Consider the following 17,119-nt stretch of genomic DNA (forward strand, 5'->3'; position numbering starts at 1 on the left):
ATGCATTCGTTTTGTTTATGTAATCACCAGCATGCTGTGAAGATGCCCGATTACTACGGAAATACCCGAACGTTAAAGAGATACCTGAATGGACCTGCAACGCCTAGATTTAAACCTGATTAAGATCTTTAAATTACTGCTCGAAGAGCGCCAAGTCTCTCGCGCTGCTCAGCGACTGCACCTGAGTCAACCTGCCTTAAGCCACTCCTTAAAGCGTCTGCGCGAGGTGTTCCAAGACCCCTTGTTCGTGCAGGTAGGGCGCGAGATGCAGCCCACCAGTAAGGCCTTGCTGCTGCAGCCGACCATAGAGCAGGCCTGGCAAACGCTGGAGTTGGGGCTAACCCAGGTAACCGACTTTGACCCCGCCAGTAGCGAGCGACAGTTTAAGATTGCGGTCAGCTCGTCGGTGGAATATGCCTTTGTACCGATGCTTTATGACATCCTCCAGCAGGCGGGGCCGGGGCTCCGTTTGGAAGTGTTTGAGCTGCGTGAGGGAGACTATTGGCAGAGCCTGAATCGCCGGGAGCTGGATTTGGTGGTGGGTATTGGCAAAGGCGAGCACCTCTCCGCACAACTGGATATTGCGCCGTGGTTGAGTGAGTCATTGGTCTGCCTGCACCGCGCCGATCATGCCTTGGAAGAGAATTCGGCACAGTCGCTGCTGTCGCGGTCGCATGTCTATACCTCAAGCTGGGGCCATAGCCAGTCCCTCACCGATGACTGGCTGGCGCAGCAGGGGATGCAGCGCTCGATTGCGTTGCGGGTGCCTTCGTTTATGGCACTACCCAAGCTACTAGAGCAACATGACTTGCTGGCGGTAATCCCTGAAGGTATTGGTCGCCTGTATGCTCAACAAACCCACTTGGCCGTCACCGAGCTGGATGCGCAACTGCGTGTCGGTTATTGTCTGGCCTGCCATCCCATCTACCGTTTCGAGCCAGCACTGCGTTGGTTTATTCAAGAATGTGAGCAATTGGCCGACACCTTAACTGCAGCAAAGGGCGTTTAGACACACTACAGTGTGGGATTTGTTGAAGATTTCACCACCAATGACTAATTAGCTCACAATTTTTGCTGTTCCAGCTTTAGCTGACTTCCTCTTGTCACCTAGATGTAGCAAGATAGCTGAAGCCTTTTAGGAAAGGTAAAACTAAAACAATATGTTACGCACAATAACTAGTGTCTTTTCAGTGTCTTCTTCGCGTTAGTTTTCCTCTCTTCAGCCGCTGGTAAGTGGCGTTCTTGGCTTTATCGTTTTCGCCCTATGCTGCCATGCAGTGGTGGGCCAGGTTTCTTCAAGCAGTATTATGAAAGAACGAATTACCGTCTCAGTATCAACCGTCCATGGTTCTCGTCACTTCCATTTGGGCACCAAAACCCAGCGCAGTATTCGCGGTGCGTTGTGGACCGTTTTCTTTGTCGCCCTCAGCACCGGTGTCTGTGTCTACTACCTGCTCAGTCAGGTGGACTTTGCCAAGCATCGTCAGCAGGAGTTGGAAACTGAATCGCTGACCTTGAGCGAGGAGCTTAAGACCCTGCAGCAGCTCAAGCTCGATCTGGAGTCTGATCTGGATGAGCGCGAACATCGCCTATCCAATGTCTCTGACCGGCTGCGAGATATCGAAGGCATCCTCAACGTAGATAGCGAGGAGCCGCAAGAGCTGGAGTCTCGACTGGATGTGGCCACGCTAACCTCGGCGGTGCGGCGCACCATGCTCCAGGAGCTGCCCAGTGGCGCACCGGTGACAGGGGCGCGGATCTCGTCGGGCTTTGGCCGCCGGGTGCACCCGGTAACCGGGCGCAGCACCGTGCATCGCGGTCTGGATTTTGCGGTCAACACCGGCACCAAGGTCTATGCCCCAGCTGATGGGGTGGTTGAGGTGGTGCGACCTAGTCGGGAAGGCTCGGGCAACTTCCTTAAAATTCAACATGCCTTTGGGTTTTCTTCATCGTATTCCCACCTGCATCGCTTTGATGTGAAACAAGGTGAGTTTGTAAAAAAAGGCCAGTTGATTGCGCGCTCGGGTAACACCGGGTTAAGCTCAGGGCCCCATTTACATTACGAGGTGCGCTTTGTAGGCCGTGCCTTGGATCCTCGTCCCTTTGTGGATTGGGATTTAGACAACTTTGAAACAATATTCGAAAAAGAAAAAGGTATCCGATGGGAATTCTTGGTAAACAGACTGGAGCAAAGGCTCCATCCTCATCTACAACTGTCATCGCAAAAGGCTGCAACATCTCCGGAGAGTTCCAGCTAAGCTGCGATATCCAGATTGACGGCATTATCGAGGGGCGCTTGCACTGCGAACGCTCTCTGGTGGTGAGTAAAGATGGTCGAGTCAGCGGCGATATTCGTGCTGAGCGTATCATCGTCAATGGCGAGTTAGAGGGTAACTGCTTCGCAAAACGTATCGACATCCTTGCCGAAGGTCAGGTGAGCGGCACTATCCACACCAACGATCTGAGTATCGAACGGGGTGGTAAGTTGTTCGGTCAAACCCTGCCTGAAGAGCAGGAGCAACAAGTGATTGAGTTTAATCAGGCCGATGAGGCCAACGCCTAAACGGAATCACTGGACAGGGCGGCGGGAGCCGCCTTTTTTATATCCTTTCCCCCACCTTCTTTTCTATCCTCACTTTCGAACTCACACTCTGCCAGCGTCGCGGTCCGCTCTGCTCAAGCATGAGTATATTTGTCATAAAAAACGTGACTTTGATATCTGTTTTGTCCCTCTAATCAAGTCGAACAAGCTTGTATACACTGCTTAGCAAGTCGGGAGGAGACAAAACACTTTCCGAAGATTCAGGATGACAACATCGGCACAGGATGCCCTTCTCAAATTAGGTGTTTAGTGAGGTATTAATTATGTTGAAGAACAATTCTGTTGCTAAGAAATCAGTTGCTGCGCTTTCTTTGGCTTTACTTTTGAGTGGTCCCGCTGCGGCATCGGTTGATTGGTTCGTGGGTGGTGGTGTGGGTTACCAAAATGACTCCATCAAAGGTGACAGCTATAAGAAAGACAGCGAAGATGCCACCTACCAACTGCGCGGTGGTGCGATTGTCAACGACAATCACCGTTTCACCGGTACCTACGGCTATGCCGAGAACAAGTTCGACGGCACCAAGCTCGAACAGCATATGTTCCTGGTCTCTTATGACTATCTGTACCCGGTGAATCAAGACATCTATGTGTTCGGTGGCGCAACGATGGGCCTATCCGACTCAAAACTATACGGTAACAGCTCAACCGATTTCGTGTGGGGCGGACAGGTAGGCGCTGGCTATCGCTTTACCGAGCAAGTGTCAGTGGAGCTAGCCTATCGCTACCTTGATCAAGACTACAATGAGCGCGGCGTGAAGCTAGAAGACACCCAACAAGTGGGCCTGTATCTGGACTACCGTTTCTAGGGCGTTAGCCGCTAAATCAGAAATAGCGGGTATTTTCGGAAAGCTTGGCAGTGCCAAGCTTTTCCCGTTTTTACCTAGCTAGAAGTTGGGGGCTAGGGGCTCAATCGCCCAACGCGATCCCCTCCCGGCGTGGGTCTGCCGCACCTTCCAAGTAATCATCGTAAATACGGATCCCCTGCAGGCCGGAGGTCATGGCCTTGACTTTCACCTCATAGCCGAGGGCTTCTAGCTCAGCCATTCGCTCGGCGGCAACGGTGTCTTGTTCCAGCTCAAAGGTGCCAAAGCGGTTGTTAAAGTGCGGCAATTCCACCGCTTGTTGCAGGCTGAGCCCCCAATCGAGGTGGGCTATCAGCGCTTGGGTCACGTAGCCGATAATGCTTGAGCCACCCGGGGATCCTAGGGCGATAATCGGTTGCTGCTGCTCCAGCACAATAGTGGGGGCCATGGAGGAGCGTGGGCGCTTGCCCGGCTGAACCCGGTTGGCCACCGCTTCGCCACCTTTGCTTGGCACGAAAGAGAAGTCGGTCAGCTGATTGTTCAAGATAAAGCCACCCGCCATAATGCGCGAGCCAAAGGCGCTCTCCACGCTGCTGGTCATGCTCAGCACATTACCCTGCGCATCGACGATGCTGATATGGGTGGTGGAAGGGCGCTCGGGGCTAGCCGCCGAGAGATAGTTAAACGCCAGTTGGCCGGGCTCTGCCTTGTCTAAGGCTTGGCGCCGCTCCAACAGCTTGGCGCGTGCGGCCAGGTAGTCTGGGTCTAACAGCGCGCTCGTGGGCACCTCGATGAAGTCTTCATCGGCGATGTAGCGGCCTCGGTCGGCAAAGGCCAGCCGTGAGGCATCGGCGAACAAGCGCCAGCTATCGAGGGCATCGGGGCCCAGCTCACCCAGTGGGAAGTGACTTAAGATCCCGAGGATCTGCAGGCTGGTGATGCCACCTGAGCTCGGCGGGCCCATGCCACACACCTGATACTGGCGATAGGGCGCACAGACCGGTTCGCGCTGTTTGACCTGATAATTAGCCAGGTCTTGTTGACTTAGCAGACCGGGTTTGGCGGCATCTTGCACCGCGGCCACGATTTGTTCGGCAATCGCACCTTGATAAAAGGCCTTGGCGCCTTGCTCGGCAATCATACTCAGGCTGGTCGCGTAGTCAGGGTTTTTGAGCAGGTCTCCTTCGGCGATGGCTTTTCCTGAAGGGTAGAAGTAGTCGGCACTGCTGGGCTGGCTGGAGAGGCGCGCCTGATCGCCCGCCACCAAGGTAGCCAGACGTGGACTCACTACAAAGCCTTGCTCGGCGCGCTCGATGGCACTGCGAAACAGCGCAGGCCAGGGCAAGATGCCGTATTGCTGGTGCATCACTTCCATCAACTTGACCACGCCGGGTGTGCCGACTGAACGGCCGCCCACCACCGCATCGAAGAATGCCAGCGGCTGCTGTTGCTCATCGAGAAACAGTGACTCGCTGGCCTTTAGTGGGGCGGTTTCACGGGCATCAAAGCTCAGTAACTGCTTGTTCTCGGCATCGAAATAGAGCACAAAGGCGCCGCCACCTATTCCTGAAGATTGGGGCTCTACCAGTCCCAGCATGGCTTGCACCGCCACCATGGCATCAACCGCGCTACCGCCTTGTTTGAGGATCTGATAGCCCGCCTCCACCGCTAAGGGGTTGGCGGCGGACACCATGAATTGCTTGGCGGTCGCGGTGGTTTTGTCTTGCAGTGCACTGGCCAGCTCCGGTGCGTGTTGGTCAGCTTGTTGCTGGGCCATGCCGGCGGGCGCCAGCAGGCTCAGGCTTAGCAGTGCGATGACTCGTTTCATGGTTTCCTTCCCTTTGACTGATCTAATCAACCACACGGATTGTAGTTTTGACGATTGCCTTCCATCTTTAAACAACGTCATTTGACTCGCACTATAAATATTATCTGGAGAGAGATATGACTACACCGATTATTGCAGATAACAAGCCAATAGGGGTCGAACTGGAAGCGGGCAAGGAGTACTACTTCTGTCGCTGCGGCCTCTCCAAGAAACAGCCGTTTTGCGATGGCTCCCATGCCGGCTCGGGTATCACGCCGCAGGCCTTTACCGCAAAAGCCGATGGCGAAGCCTATCTATGCGCCTGTAAGCAAAGTGGCAACCAGCCCTACTGCGATGGCACCCACAAGCAGTTTAGCGCAGATATGGTGGGCAAGGCCCCGGAGCCAGCTCCCGAGATCGAGAGTGACAAAGCCAGCGCTGCAGGCCCGGCGGTGCAGGCCACTCCAGAAGAGCCCACAGTGGCGGCGATTCATCAGTTGGCGAAGCAAGGGCTGAACTCCAAGCATGGTGCGATGGTGTCGATGGGGGTACCGCGCAGCCAGCTGCCTGACTGGAACGATATCCAGGTGATGGTGGCCCAGCTCGCCAGCAAACCGCTGCAAGATGGCAGCGAAGTGGATACCCGTTTGGTCATCGGCCCCGAGGCGAAAAAGCCGCTGGAGCTAGCGATTCCGCTGTTTGTCTCCGATATGAGCTTTGGCGCGCTATCCCAAGAGGCCAAGGTCGCGATGGCAAAAGGTGCGGAGCTGGCGGGTACCGGTATCTGCTCGGGTGAGGGCGGCATGTTGGTAGAAGAGCAAGCGGCTAACTCGCGCTACTTCTATGAGCTGGCCAGTGCCCAGTTTGGTTATCAGGAGGGCTTGCTCAAACAGGTTCAAGCCTTTCACTTTAAAGGTGGGCAAGCGGCGAAAACCGGCACCGGCGGCCACCTTCCGGGCAACAAGGTGACCGAGAAGATCGCTAAGACACGCGGCCTGAATGTCGGTGAGGCCGCCATCTCACCTGCCACCTTTACCGATTTGCACAGCGTGAAGGACTTCGAGCGCTTTGCCGGGCGGGTCAGAGAGATTACCGGCGGCATTCCGGTGGGCTTTAAACTCAGTGCCAATCGCATTGAAGCCGATGTGCAGTTTGCCCTTGATGCCGGCGCCGACTACATCATCCTCGATGGTCGCGGCGGTGGTACTGGGGCGGCGCCGGAGATCTTCCGTGACCATATCAGCGTGCCCACCATACCAGCCTTAGCACGGGCCCGCCGCTACCTGGACCAACAGGGCGCCAGCGGTAAGGTGACGTTGATAGTGACTGGTGGGCTGCGCATGCCCATGGACTTTGTTAAAGCCTTAGCGCTGGGGGCTGATGGTGTGGCGCTGGCTAACTCGGCGATGCAGGCGATCGGCTGTGTGGCGGCGCGGATGTGCAATAGCAACCAGTGCCCCTCGGGTATTGCCACCCAAGACCCTGACCTGCGTAAGTTGCTGGATGTGGATGTGGCAGCGGCCAACCTGCAGCGCTACCTGCAATCGTCGGTGCAGCTGATGCAGGTAATGGCGCGGGCTTGTGGTCATGACTCACTCAGCCAGTTTGAGTTGGCCGATATCGCCACTTGGCATCGCGAGTTAGCTAAGCTTGCCGGGATCCCCTACAGCGGTGTAAGCGTCGACTAGGCCTTTTGTCAAAGACGGTGGGCGTTTGCCCGCCGTCAAACTGCTCGCCAGATTGCAAAACTCACTATCCAGTCATTACATCGTTTATCGCTTTGATCTTAAAGATATTCTTCACCCAGATACCTATGTAAACCTAGTGCTCAAACATCAATAAAAACTCATAGGGAGATGAGATGATTGTTTGGGGAACCCGCTCGAAAACCTGTAATGAACAAATGGTGCAAGGCCCTGTGTGCCCGCACTGTCGAGTAGGGCCTGTTTGACTCTCGTGTTCACTTTTGCAGCGAGTTCTAGGCCAATCAGGCGAGGAAAAGGCTGTGCCGTGTAGTCATCTACATAAGCAGCCTTTGACGCTGAATGATTGGCCTAGAAACGCAGCCCTCCGGGTTCATTTAAACGGCATCTGCGCGGCGTCCTTCGTTTCTCACATAGGATAACTATGCCGCGTCACTCACTCCTTGCTCAGATCCCGTTTAAAATGAACAAAACTCGAACACGAGAGTTAAACAGGCCCTAGCCAGTTCATCTCTTTCGGTGTGCTGCGCTACTTTCACATCTATTGGATCCCGATGTTCCTGATTGGCCGGGATGTACTCCTTGAGTGCAGCCACTGTAAACGGACCATGAGCGCCAAAGAGTTGCCGATGGAGTTAGCGCAAAAGGTGCGTGCGGGTTGCTTTACCAAGCGCAATGTCTTACCGATGTTCACGGGGTTGCTGTTGATTGCTGCGGTGATTGGTGTGTCGACGGTGGGTGTCGCCAGTGAAGATCGAAATACCGACAGCTAAATCGCAGCGCCTGCGGTTAACGATATCTATGTTGTGGACTTCGATAAGGTGGATTATACCCAAACCACCTCAAGATGCTTGTTCAGCGAGATTTTCCAGGCCCCCAGGCAAGGCACTGCTGCGCTGATCTAGTGGTCTAAATCAAGGAGCAGTAACGCGGCATGGGGGCCTGGGAAACTCGCCCATAGGGAGGAGCTCAATGCCCATAGTTCTTCGTTGAAAGCACTAGAAATGGGTGAGCATTCCTTTGTACTTTCGCCTCGCTCTATGGGCATTGAGTTCCTCTGAATCCTGCATCTTGAGGTAGTTTGGGTATACAACGTCGACCCAGACTACCAATACGGCGCGATGCGGGTGGCGGCCATCGAAGGTGATCAGCTGGCGCTGCAGATTAGTGAGATGGTGTATAACAAAGCGGAAGGGGTGGTGGAAGACATCGACAGTAAAAAGGCGCTCAGTGATAGCTACTACAGTGAGGAGCCCATTTACTTCGATAGTGAATTCATAACCGCGTTAAAAGCAGAAGGTGCGATCCACGTGGTGAAGCGCCACTAGTCCTGCTTGCTGTCCGCGTCGGGCTGCTCTTGCTGGTCTTGCTTTAGCCCCCAAGGCTTACCGTGCACGGTGCCCTTTAGCATGCGATCGTACAACACCACATTGGCGGTGGCCGCGAGGTTCATGCAGCCCTTGGTGGGGATGTAGACCACTTCTTGGCACCACTTCAGCACCTCTTTAGGCACCGAGCCATCTTCGGGGCCGAAGATGTAAAAGGCCCGCTCCGGGTGTTTGTAGTCGGTGAGGGGCTGGGCATCATCGACCAGCTCCACAGCTACGGGGGTGCAGTCGAGGGGGATGACCTGCTTGAGGTCCTCGACACCGATTAACGGCAGGTTGTGGCTGGCGTTCTTGGTATCGGTGGCAAATTCGCGGGCATAGCCGTAACGGCGGCCAGTGTAGAACACCGAGTTAGCGCCATAGCAGCCGGCTGCGCGCATCACCGAGCCTACGTTGTCGGCATTTTTGGGGTTAATCAGGCCAATACAGGCATAGCCTTTGTCGTTGCTCACCCTTTATTCTCCGCGAAATATCTAAAACGCGGGGATTATACCGAGAAGTCGGTCTAAATCTAGCCTTCCAATTGCTCCGGCGCTTTGCGGGTTTTCCTTTATGAGTGTTAGACTTAGCCTTTAGCTTTAGCCACTGAGAAACGATTATGTCAGGGATGTTGGACTCGGTTGACCAGCGTACCAACCTGGTTGGTGAGAACCGCTTAGAGTTGTTGATTTTTAAGCTGAATTCTCGTCAGCTGTTTGCTATCAACGTGTTCAAAGTGAAGGAAGTGGTGAAGCTTCCCAAGCTTAATCGGCTGCCGGGATCCCACAGCAGCATCACCGGTGTGGCCACTTTGCGTGGCACGTCGATCCCGGTTATCGACCTGCGCGCGGCGATAGGCATGCCCGGTAAGCAAGACGTCGACTCCGCCAATCTGATCATTACCGAGTACAACCGCACTGTGCAGGGGTTCTGGGTGGGCGAGGTGGCGCATATCGTGAACACCTCCTGGAAAGACGTGCTGCCGCCCCCGAATACCGCTGGACGTGGCAACTACCTCACCGCAATCACCAAGATTACAGATGGCGATGGCGAGCAGTTGGTTGAGATCATCGACGTGGAGAAGGTGCTTGCCGAGATTGTCGATTACGATGCCACCATCTCAGAAGAGGTACTCGACCATGACGTTGCCTCGCATCTCGCCGGCAAAAAGGTGCTGGTGGTGGACGACTCTTCCACCGCCCGCCAACAGGTAAAAGCAACCCTTGGCCAACTGGGAATGGAGTTTATCGAGGCGGAAAACGGCCGACAGGCGCTCGACTTCCTCAAGCAGGTGGCGGACGAGGGCAAGGATATCGACCAAGAGCTGCTGTTGATGATCACCGATGCTGAGATGCCAGAGATGGACGGCTATCGCCTGACCGCAGAGATCCGCGATGACCCACGCCTGTCCAAGATGTTTATCACCCTTAACACCTCGCTAAGCGGCAGCTTTAACGAAGCGATGGTGAAAAAGGTGGGCTGTGACCGCTTTATCTCCAAGTTCCAGCCTGATCTGCTGGTGGATGTGGTGCAGCAGCGAATGCGCGAGCTACTCAGCAAGTAAATCTCAAAACATCGAACACACCGGCACTCGCCGGTGTTTTTTTATCCCAATACTTCAAGGCGATACAGCAAGGCGTGTTGCTAAAGCCATACAGCCAGCACGGTGCAATAGCAGCTGCTCATGAACTTCTGACTACACTTTAGTGAATAGTGTGCGACAGGAGGGCTGCCCATGCAGTACTGGTTTGGAGCAATCGCGTGTGGTTTGAGTCTGGCCTATGTGGCCAATGCCGAGGAGCTGCTGGTCAACAAGGTATGCCCGGTCAGCTATGAGCGTACGGCCATAGGTGTGCTGGTATTCTCGCAGCCCTGGTATCACAGCAGCCGCTATGAGGCCTCCTATACCGCACGGGATAACGCCACGGGGGTGGGCTTGGAGATCCACCTGTTTGCTAATCGCGCGGGCGAGTTGGATCTGGATAACATCGCCCAGTGCGACCAGTATCGGATGCTGCAAGTCCGCAATACCAACCGCACCCTGAGCAAGGGCGAAACCGCCAGCCAAATCGATGCACCCGCGAATGCCCGCGAACCCTTCTACGACAGCGCTAACCTGGAACATGGCAGGGGCACCCACCTCACTCCCCAAGATGATCGCGACAAGCCTTGGCAAGGCCGGGTAGAGCGGATCTCAACGGTGGGGATTTACGATACGCCCTTTGTTACCGATGCCTACGGCGTAAGCGGTGAAGATATCTGGGTGCAGTTTGAAACCTGTGTGGTCTGCCAACGCCGCGGCGATATCGACAGCATTGTGGGTTGTGGCAGCTGGGGCTATGTGCGTGAGTATCTGGGAGGCGATGACTGGAGTGAGCCCGAATTTACCGGTACCCAGTGTCTGGCGCAGCCAACTAAGCAGTATCGGCAGGCACTTAGCAGCAGCCAGTACCATCACTACCCATACGGGGAAGACTGGCACTAGTGAGCTGCCCCTATGAGCTAGTGCTTATCCCGAGCAAGCTTGCGCTGGTAGCGCGCCTGCATGCTCGGATTGCCCGCCAGCCCACCTTGATGAAGATACAGTATCGGAGTGCTTACCGATTGTTGCTTAAGCGTTGCCAGCAGGCATTGCCAACCCAGCGGGTCATAGAGCAAATCAAACTCGATGCCAGTCTCTGCCAGCAGCGTTTGCCACAGGCGGTATTGCTCGGGATATAGCTTGCCGAAATGGTGGGGTTTGGCCAACGGCAACACCCTTGGGTGCTGCTGTGGATTGCTCACCAGCTCTGTGAACTGCTGTTTTAGATAGTCGCTGCCACCGACACAGGCGCAGGTCCACACCTGAACCCCCGGGCAATGCAGGGCAAAGTGCTGAGCAAGATAGACCGCCGTGGTGCCGGTGCCGCTGGGGAGCATCACTATCAGTTGCTCAAAGCCTTCATCGTTACGCCAGCTATTTATCTCCTTGGCTAGTTGCACTACGCCGGGCTTGGCTAGGCTACAGCGACCCCCTTCGGGAATTAGCAGTTGGCCTTCATCGAGTAATATCGTTTGTTGCAGGTACTCTTGCATCGTCAAGCCGCTGGCTCGGCGTGCTGCGCCACAGTCAATGATGTTTGCCCCCAGCTCCAGCGCAGCGGCGCAGTTGCCGCTTGGCTGCTGCTTAAGGTAACTGGCGATGTGGTCAACGTAGTAGTCCAATCGCCAACCCTTGAGGTGGCACAGCGCGGCCAGGCTATACAGGGAGTTTGCCTGGGCCGAGCCAAAGCCGACTAAGCCTTGGTATCGGGATGCCGGCTCTGCAAGTAGTTGCATAAACTTACGGGCTTTGTTGCCAGAGAAGTGCGGGTGGATCAGCTCATCGCGTTTGATATAGAAGCGCCGGTTTTGCCACTCGAAGGAGGTGACTGGACTGGGGAGGTTGAGCATCTGTTTTATACTGGAGTTAGGTTGGTATCTGCTATCACTCTATGGTGCATCGCAGCGCGGTAAAATAAAAGACTTCCTGAGTGTCGCTCTCAGGGGTAAAATCCGGAACTAGTATTAGCTGGCTTTTTGATGGTAATGGCAGAAGAAACAAAGACTAACACCTCTCGCAAACGCAGTGTCCACCTATTTGTCGCCAAAGATGTGGCGCGCAAGATCCTCTCCGGCAAGTGGTCGGTGGGGCGGATTATCCCCGGTGAGATGGAGTTATGCGAGCGGTATAAAGTCAGCCGAACAGCCCTTCGAGAAGCGATCAAGCTACTCAATGCCAAGGGCTTGCTGGAGTCACGCCCGAAAATCGGCACCCGGGTACGGGCGCGCGAGCATTGGAATTTTCTGGATGTTCAACTGCTCGAATGGATGAACGGCCTGAGTAATGCCACCCAGGTGTATCACGACTTTCTAGCGTTGCGTCGCAGTATCGAGCCTGAAGCGGCCATTCTGGCTGCACAGAATGGCACCCCGGAGCAAAAAAAGCAGCTGTGCGAAACCATGGAGCGTATGGAAGCATTGGTCAATGGCGACCCTAGCGTTGATTGGCTGGAAACCGATATGGAGTTCCACCGCCAGATCTTCCTGGCCACCGGCAACCACTTTTTCATCCCCTTCGCCAACGTATTGCGCACCATGTTTACTACCTTCCCCAAGCACTCCTCCAATTTGGGGAACGCCAATATTGCCTTTCACCGCGAGGTGTGTGATGCCATTGTCGAAGGCGATGTGGATGCCGCCCGAGAGGCCAGCATTAAGTTATTGGGTGATAGCCGCCGACATAAGTTTGAGGCCTTGGCCAATACCATCCAGAAGATGTTGGGATAGTGTTGCTAAGCTCCGGTCACGAAACGAACTGAGAGAACAGGAGAGTTTATTTACCTCCTGTTTTTTTTCTTTCAATTTCGAAAGTTAGCGGGGCTGACTCAATGAAGTTTTGTGTTAAATCTCTCATTTAGTGCATTCCCGGCGAGAACCATTCTGCCGCCGAAGGATCCTCTGCCAACTGGCTATCCACCGTAGGGGAAGTTTCCCACAAAAACAGTGCACAAACCTGTGGATAAAACTCTGAAGGCGAGCAACTGTGCGGCTTGGGAAAATGGTGGTTTTGCCGTCAATATAGTCACCAAAAATTAGTAAAAAATTCTTTTTTATCGGTTTTACCTGTAATTGTATTGACACCTCCCCTTGCTAACTTACTTCCCTTCGCGCTATGAATCCCTCCACTACGATGATCCGTGGCGCGCCCCAGTTGGCGCGGATCCCGCGATCCTTTGGTCATTAAACTACGTGCTAAGCCAATGAAAGGGAAAGAGATTTTTCCTTCGCTATTGATGGATCATTTACTTAGGTAACTTTCTTTCATTTATGGAGGCTGATCACGTCAGTGAACATAGCCTGTTACCTCGGTGGTGTGGGTATGTGACTAGGGCTAGTTAATTATTCGTAACACTGTTGTCATAAATCCCCATCTTTACATATTTTGTTTCGCTAATATTTGCTAAACCCTTGAGGTGTGCATAACTCCGTGAATTGTAATGAAGGGTTTGTCAGTTGAGGGGGGGCCGCGTCCCCATTACATGGCGAAACTAATGGGCAGGAACTAACCTTTGCTAAATATCAGTGTGACTTACCTCACATTTTTGCCAGCTGAAATGCTTTGCAAACTTGTCGAGTCATAGGTTAATTCGGCTAACTAGCAGCAATTTCATCTAGAGGAACGGTAATGAAAGCACGTACCGCTTGGGTTACGGGTTGCCAAACAATGGCTGAGCTTGTCGCTACCCCTTGTCCTGTTACATTGACGGAACAATTGGATGCATTGGCACCCAGTTTAAGAAAGCTACGCCAAAGTGGCGTAGATGCTGTACTCATCCCTATTCATTGGCGTCGCATTGCGCCGCTGGCTCCAGAGCAAATCAAACAAGATGCTTCTTGGCAAGGCGTAAAAGCGCTTTGCCAGCGCTTGCAAAAACATGGATTTAAGTTGCAGTTCCAACTGCAGTTTGGTGCGGCCTTCGATGAGCAGGCCTTGCCGGATTGGTTTTGGGGCCACATCAAGCAAAAGACGCCGCCCGAGGCAGGCCTTGGCAGTAGCAAACTTATCGACCAGCGGGGTGTAGATACCTCCACCGTGCCGGGCGTATGGTGCCGCAGCCAGATGGTTGAGCTGTTTGGCGGCTGGATGCAGGCCTTCGCCGAGCAATTAGCAGAGTTTGCTCCGGCCAGCCAGACCGTGCTACTGGGTCTGGGTGAGCGGGGCGAGGCGTGCCTGCCGTACAAGTCTGAGCAGTTTCGCCTGTTCTGCTTTGCGCCTGCGGCACTGGCAAGTCTTGAGGCTGCCATGTTGGAAAAATACCAACAGCGCCAAGACTGGCACGCGGCCTGGCAGTTAGAGCCCGAGGAGAACTGGCAAGCGGCCCTACAGCGCCGAGTGATGACGCTCGATGCTAATGGCGAACAGCCGCGTTGGCTGAGCGATGTGGCAAGCTGGTACTGCGTGCAGTGGCAGGCCTACATTGCAGAGATGCTAAGCACCGCCAACAAGGTGTTTACCGGCCCGTGGCAAGAGAGCAAGTTGGCGCTGCTGCTGCCGTCTATCGAGAAGATGCATGGCGAGCAGGCTCTGCAAAATGTGATGAGTGGCTTGAATCCCCACTATGCCGAGGGCCACGAGCTGCAAGTGGCCTATCAGGCCCAGCAGCTTGAAAGCTGGCAGCAAGCCAGTAGCCAGCGTCTGCAGGTGATCATCAATGGCCTGGAGTCATCTCAGGTACTTCGTGCCAAGCCCTTGCTGTTGGCGGCGGTGAGCCAGCTCAAGTTGGATTGTTTGGCGCAAAACAGTCGCCCGCAATCGCTGGCCAACCATCCAGCTTGGGATCAGCTCTATCACGCGGTGATTCAGCATCAGGAGTTCAGCGGCTGGGTGTTTAACGACTTAGCCCAGCTGGGCCAGCAAGCAGTGGTTAAAAGCCGCCTGCAGCAGCTCAACAAGTTCAAATACCAGCAAAGCCAGAGCAAGTCTTTGGGCGGTAAGCAGTTTAGGGTGATGGGGCCATTGCACTTAAAGGTTGCCAACCAAAAGCAGCTGCTGGAAGAAGAGAACTGGATTGAATTTGAGGCCGAGCTGAAAGAGCTACGCCGCACCGGGGTGACGGCCATCTCTACCGATATCTGGTGGGGACTGGTGGAAGGCGAAAAGCCGGGCCGCTTCGATTGGAGCTATTACGACCGGGTGGTTGAGGTGCTGGCGCGCCAGGGCATGCATTGGGTGCCCATCCTTTCCTTCCATCAGGCCGGTGGCAACGTCAACGACGACTACATGCAGGCGATCCCACTATGGCTGTGGGGGCGGCTGCTGGAGAGCCATGACGAGCTGAGTCGGGTGCAGGATCTGCAATATGTATCAGAGACCGGCGATGCCTCGATGGAGTACGTATCGCTATGGGCCGATGACTATGTGTTGCCCTACTACCAGCGCTTTATGGAGGCCTTTAAGCAGCACTACGCTAACCACGCGGGCATGATGGATGAAATCAACGTCAGCCTGGGGCCTGCCGGGGAGCTACGCTACCCGAGCTACAACGCTCACGATTGGGGTAACTATCCCAACCGCGGCACTCTGCAATGCTACAGCGAGCTGGCCAAGCGCGATTGGGTGAATCACCTTAAGCGCAGCTTTCACACCATCGGTGAGCTTAACGGCCACTTCGGTTTCACCCATGAGCGTTTTGAGCAAGCGGTGATACCCGATGCCGAATGGATCTTCTCCCACAAGCGTTATATTCATAATGCCTGGGCGAGGGAGTTCCTTAACTGGTATCACCATGCGTTGGTGGGCCATGGCCGCCGCATCTATAAGCTCGCGTTGGATGTGTTCAACGACGAAGCGATGAGCGCGGTGGCGATTGGGGTCAAGATCCCGGGGATCCACTGGGTGGTCAGCTCCCCCGAGCAACCACGGGCCGCCGAGGTGACCGCGGGGCTGATTGCGGTGCATCCTTGCTTGAACAGCAGCAACCAGAATGAGTATCTAAACCTACTCAATGGATTGCTGCCGGAGGCGGAGAGTAGCCGTATGGCGGTGCACTTCACGTGCCTGGAGATGATCAACAAAGACTACGAAGGCTATTCGCGGGCCGCCGACTTGGTTGATTGGATGGCACAAGCGGCCAGTGAGTGCCAAGTGTCACTGATGGGTGAGAATGCCTTGGCGGGCGAGCTCTATAACCCGCAGGGCTGGGCGCAAATGGCTCGGGCGCTTAACCAATCACCTGGCTATGACGGACTCACCTTGCTGCGGATGCAGAACTTCTTTGATGATGAGCCTACGCCGATGCGTGAGTTGAAGAAGTTGATTAACGCCAGTGCCTAACTTCGCTGACTGACTTTAAAGCCCTAAGCATACCCTTAGGGCTTTTTTATTGGCTATTTACCAACGTTAAGCACGCCGCTATAGCTGAACTTCCTTATGCGCGCGATTAAGCGGAGTTCAATGCCACAGGGCGATAGAGGAAGTCAAAAGGAGTGGCTCTCCTTTCATGTGAATCGCTATTAGTAGTCAGTAGTAGCTTTTCTTCCCTGCAAGCAATATCTTTATATCCAAGCAACCTCTTAATCCTGCATCTTGGGGTTGTTTGGATATATTCAAATAATAAAGATATAAACGGTAAATCAGATGGAATACTTAATGTATCTGTCACTGTCGCTCTCTGCGGTGGTGGCGGTGTGCTTGTGTGTGCTGATTACGCGCCAAGTGTTACGTGAGCTCTCCCCCCTTTATTCCCCCGTATTGCTCAGGCTAAGCATGTGCCTGTTTACTCCCATGTTATGGTGGCTGCTGTTCAGCGTGCCGTTCGAGCGGATTATGGGCAATGAGGGGCTGCAGCCGATGTTGGTGAGCATGCTCGCCAAGGCTACTTTCGCGGTATTGGTGCCGGCGACAGTGGTTAAGTTGACTGCACGTTTAATGGCGGTGCGCACTTCTTAAGCAGGGCTTGCTGGCTCAAAAGGCCTATGTGGTTGATAAAGCAGCAAACGCGCTTTGGGAGGTGGGTCGCTGAGCCTAGATCTTGCTAAGTTGGCACTGCTATTTGCGCAAGCAAGTGGGTAGCACAACAGCGAAATTAGCCTGAATGTAGAGTCAAATCGCTTGAATAAACAGCCAATTGCCTAAAAGTCAGGCGCTTGAACCAAATTTTACAGAAATCTGAAAAACTTTGTTGACTCACTTTAGGCAGAACCGTATTATCTGCGCCGCATCAGACGAGATGGCACAGCGGAGTGGTAGTTCAGTTGGTTAGAATACCGGCCTGTCACGCCGGGGGTCGCGGGTTCGAGTCCCGTCCACTCCGCCA

The 17,119-nt window shown here is 54.3% G+C and carries 15 protein-coding genes and 1 tRNA gene; 13 read left to right on the forward strand and 3 right to left on the reverse strand.

Translation table 11 applies throughout. The annotated features are described in order from the left end of the window. The first annotated feature begins 88 nt into the window (after window positions 1-88). From G461_RS0120755 to G461_RS0120770, 4 genes are all read left to right on the forward strand, one after another. Window positions 89-1,009, forward strand: coding sequence for a LysR family transcriptional regulator (locus G461_RS0120755; RefSeq protein WP_026973290.1), 921 nt, complete (start codon window positions 89-91; stop codon window positions 1,007-1,009). Between the two features lie 298 nt (window positions 1,010-1,307). Beyond that, on the forward strand, window positions 1,308-2,258 hold the full coding sequence (locus tag G461_RS0120760) for a M23 family metallopeptidase (RefSeq protein ID WP_026973291.1): 951 nt from the start codon (window positions 1,308-1,310) through the stop codon (window positions 2,256-2,258). After that, complete coding sequence (locus tag G461_RS0120765; protein WP_084405179.1) at window positions 2,162-2,563, forward strand: bactofilin family protein; 402 nt, start codon at window positions 2,162-2,164, stop codon at window positions 2,561-2,563. Before G461_RS0120760 ends, G461_RS0120765 begins: the two co-directional genes overlap by 97 nt. Before the next feature lie 302 nt (window positions 2,564-2,865). After that, a complete protein-coding gene (locus G461_RS0120770) occupies window positions 2,866-3,408 on the forward strand; it encodes an outer membrane beta-barrel protein (RefSeq protein ID WP_026973292.1) in 543 nt (180 codons plus the stop codon). 100 nt (window positions 3,409-3,508) lie between these two features. Here the strand turns inward: G461_RS0120770 and ggt are convergent, their stop codons facing one another. Further along, window positions 3,509-5,233 (reverse strand): gamma-glutamyltransferase, encoded by a 1,725-nt coding sequence (gene ggt / locus G461_RS0120775; RefSeq protein ID WP_026973293.1) that lies wholly within the window; start codon window positions 5,231-5,233, stop codon window positions 3,509-3,511. Between the two features lie 116 nt (window positions 5,234-5,349). On the opposite strand from ggt, the gene G461_RS0120780 reads away from it, so the two are divergent. From G461_RS0120780 to G461_RS0120790, 3 genes are all read left to right on the forward strand, one after another. Next, the gene (locus tag G461_RS0120780) at window positions 5,350-6,900 is read left to right on the forward strand and encodes a glutamate synthase-related protein (protein ID WP_026973294.1); all 1,551 of its coding nucleotides are present in this window, start codon (window positions 5,350-5,352) and stop codon (window positions 6,898-6,900) included. A 569-nt stretch (window positions 6,901-7,469) separates the two neighbouring features. Next, window positions 7,470-7,688, forward strand: a complete 219-nt coding sequence (locus tag G461_RS25050) for a hypothetical protein (RefSeq protein WP_157360384.1) — start codon at window positions 7,470-7,472, stop codon at window positions 7,686-7,688. Between the two features lie 354 nt (window positions 7,689-8,042). Then, a complete protein-coding gene (locus tag G461_RS0120790) occupies window positions 8,043-8,243 on the forward strand; it encodes a hypothetical protein (protein ID WP_157360385.1) in 201 nt (66 codons plus the stop codon). On the opposite strand, the gene G461_RS25055 is transcribed toward G461_RS0120790, so the two are convergent. After that, window positions 8,240-8,755 (reverse strand): RNA methyltransferase, encoded by a 516-nt coding sequence (locus tag G461_RS25055; protein ID WP_245579595.1) that lies wholly within the window; start codon window positions 8,753-8,755, stop codon window positions 8,240-8,242. The genes G461_RS0120790 and G461_RS25055 overlap by 4 nt on opposite strands. A 146-nt stretch (window positions 8,756-8,901) precedes the next feature. On the opposite strand from G461_RS25055, the gene G461_RS0120800 reads away from it, so the two are divergent. Continuing rightward, window positions 8,902-9,846 carry a chemotaxis protein CheV gene (locus G461_RS0120800; RefSeq protein ID WP_026973296.1) on the forward strand — a complete coding sequence of 315 codons (945 nt, stop codon included), beginning with the start codon at window positions 8,902-8,904 and terminating at the stop codon, window positions 9,844-9,846. Window positions 9,847-10,017: 171 nt separating this feature from the next. Continuing rightward, entirely contained in the window at window positions 10,018-10,767 is a 750-nt protein-coding gene (locus G461_RS25060) for a hypothetical protein (protein WP_035480951.1), read from the forward strand. Window positions 10,768-10,784: 17 nt separating this feature from the next. Here the strand turns inward: G461_RS25060 and G461_RS0120810 are convergent, their stop codons facing one another. Then, window positions 10,785-11,714: a pyridoxal-phosphate dependent enzyme gene (locus G461_RS0120810; RefSeq protein ID WP_026973297.1), complete on the reverse strand. Its 930-nt coding sequence runs from the start codon at window positions 11,712-11,714 to the stop codon at window positions 10,785-10,787. A gap of 135 nt (window positions 11,715-11,849) precedes the next feature. Here G461_RS0120810 and G461_RS0120815 point away from each other — a divergent pair, with 135 nt between their 5' ends. The 4 genes from G461_RS0120815 (at window position 11,850) to G461_RS0120830 (ending at window position 17,119) form a co-directional block, all read left to right on the forward strand. Next, window positions 11,850-12,590: a FadR/GntR family transcriptional regulator gene (locus tag G461_RS0120815; RefSeq protein ID WP_026973298.1), complete on the forward strand. Its 741-nt coding sequence runs from the start codon at window positions 11,850-11,852 to the stop codon at window positions 12,588-12,590. Window positions 12,591-13,575: 985 nt separating this feature from the next. Beyond that, window positions 13,576-16,137, forward strand: a complete 2,562-nt coding sequence (locus G461_RS25720; protein WP_051333735.1) for a family 14 glycosylhydrolase — start codon at window positions 13,576-13,578, stop codon at window positions 16,135-16,137. Window positions 16,138-16,440: 303 nt separating this feature from the next. Beyond that, entirely contained in the window at window positions 16,441-16,752 is a 312-nt protein-coding gene (locus G461_RS0120825; protein ID WP_157360386.1) for a hypothetical protein, read from the forward strand. A gap of 290 nt (window positions 16,753-17,042) precedes the next feature. Next, window positions 17,043-17,119 (forward strand) — tRNA-Asp (locus G461_RS0120830).

Source organism: Aliagarivorans marinus DSM 23064, from assembly GCF_000429485.1.
Classification (GTDB): domain Bacteria; phylum Pseudomonadota; class Gammaproteobacteria; order Enterobacterales; family Celerinatantimonadaceae; genus Aliagarivorans; species Aliagarivorans marinus.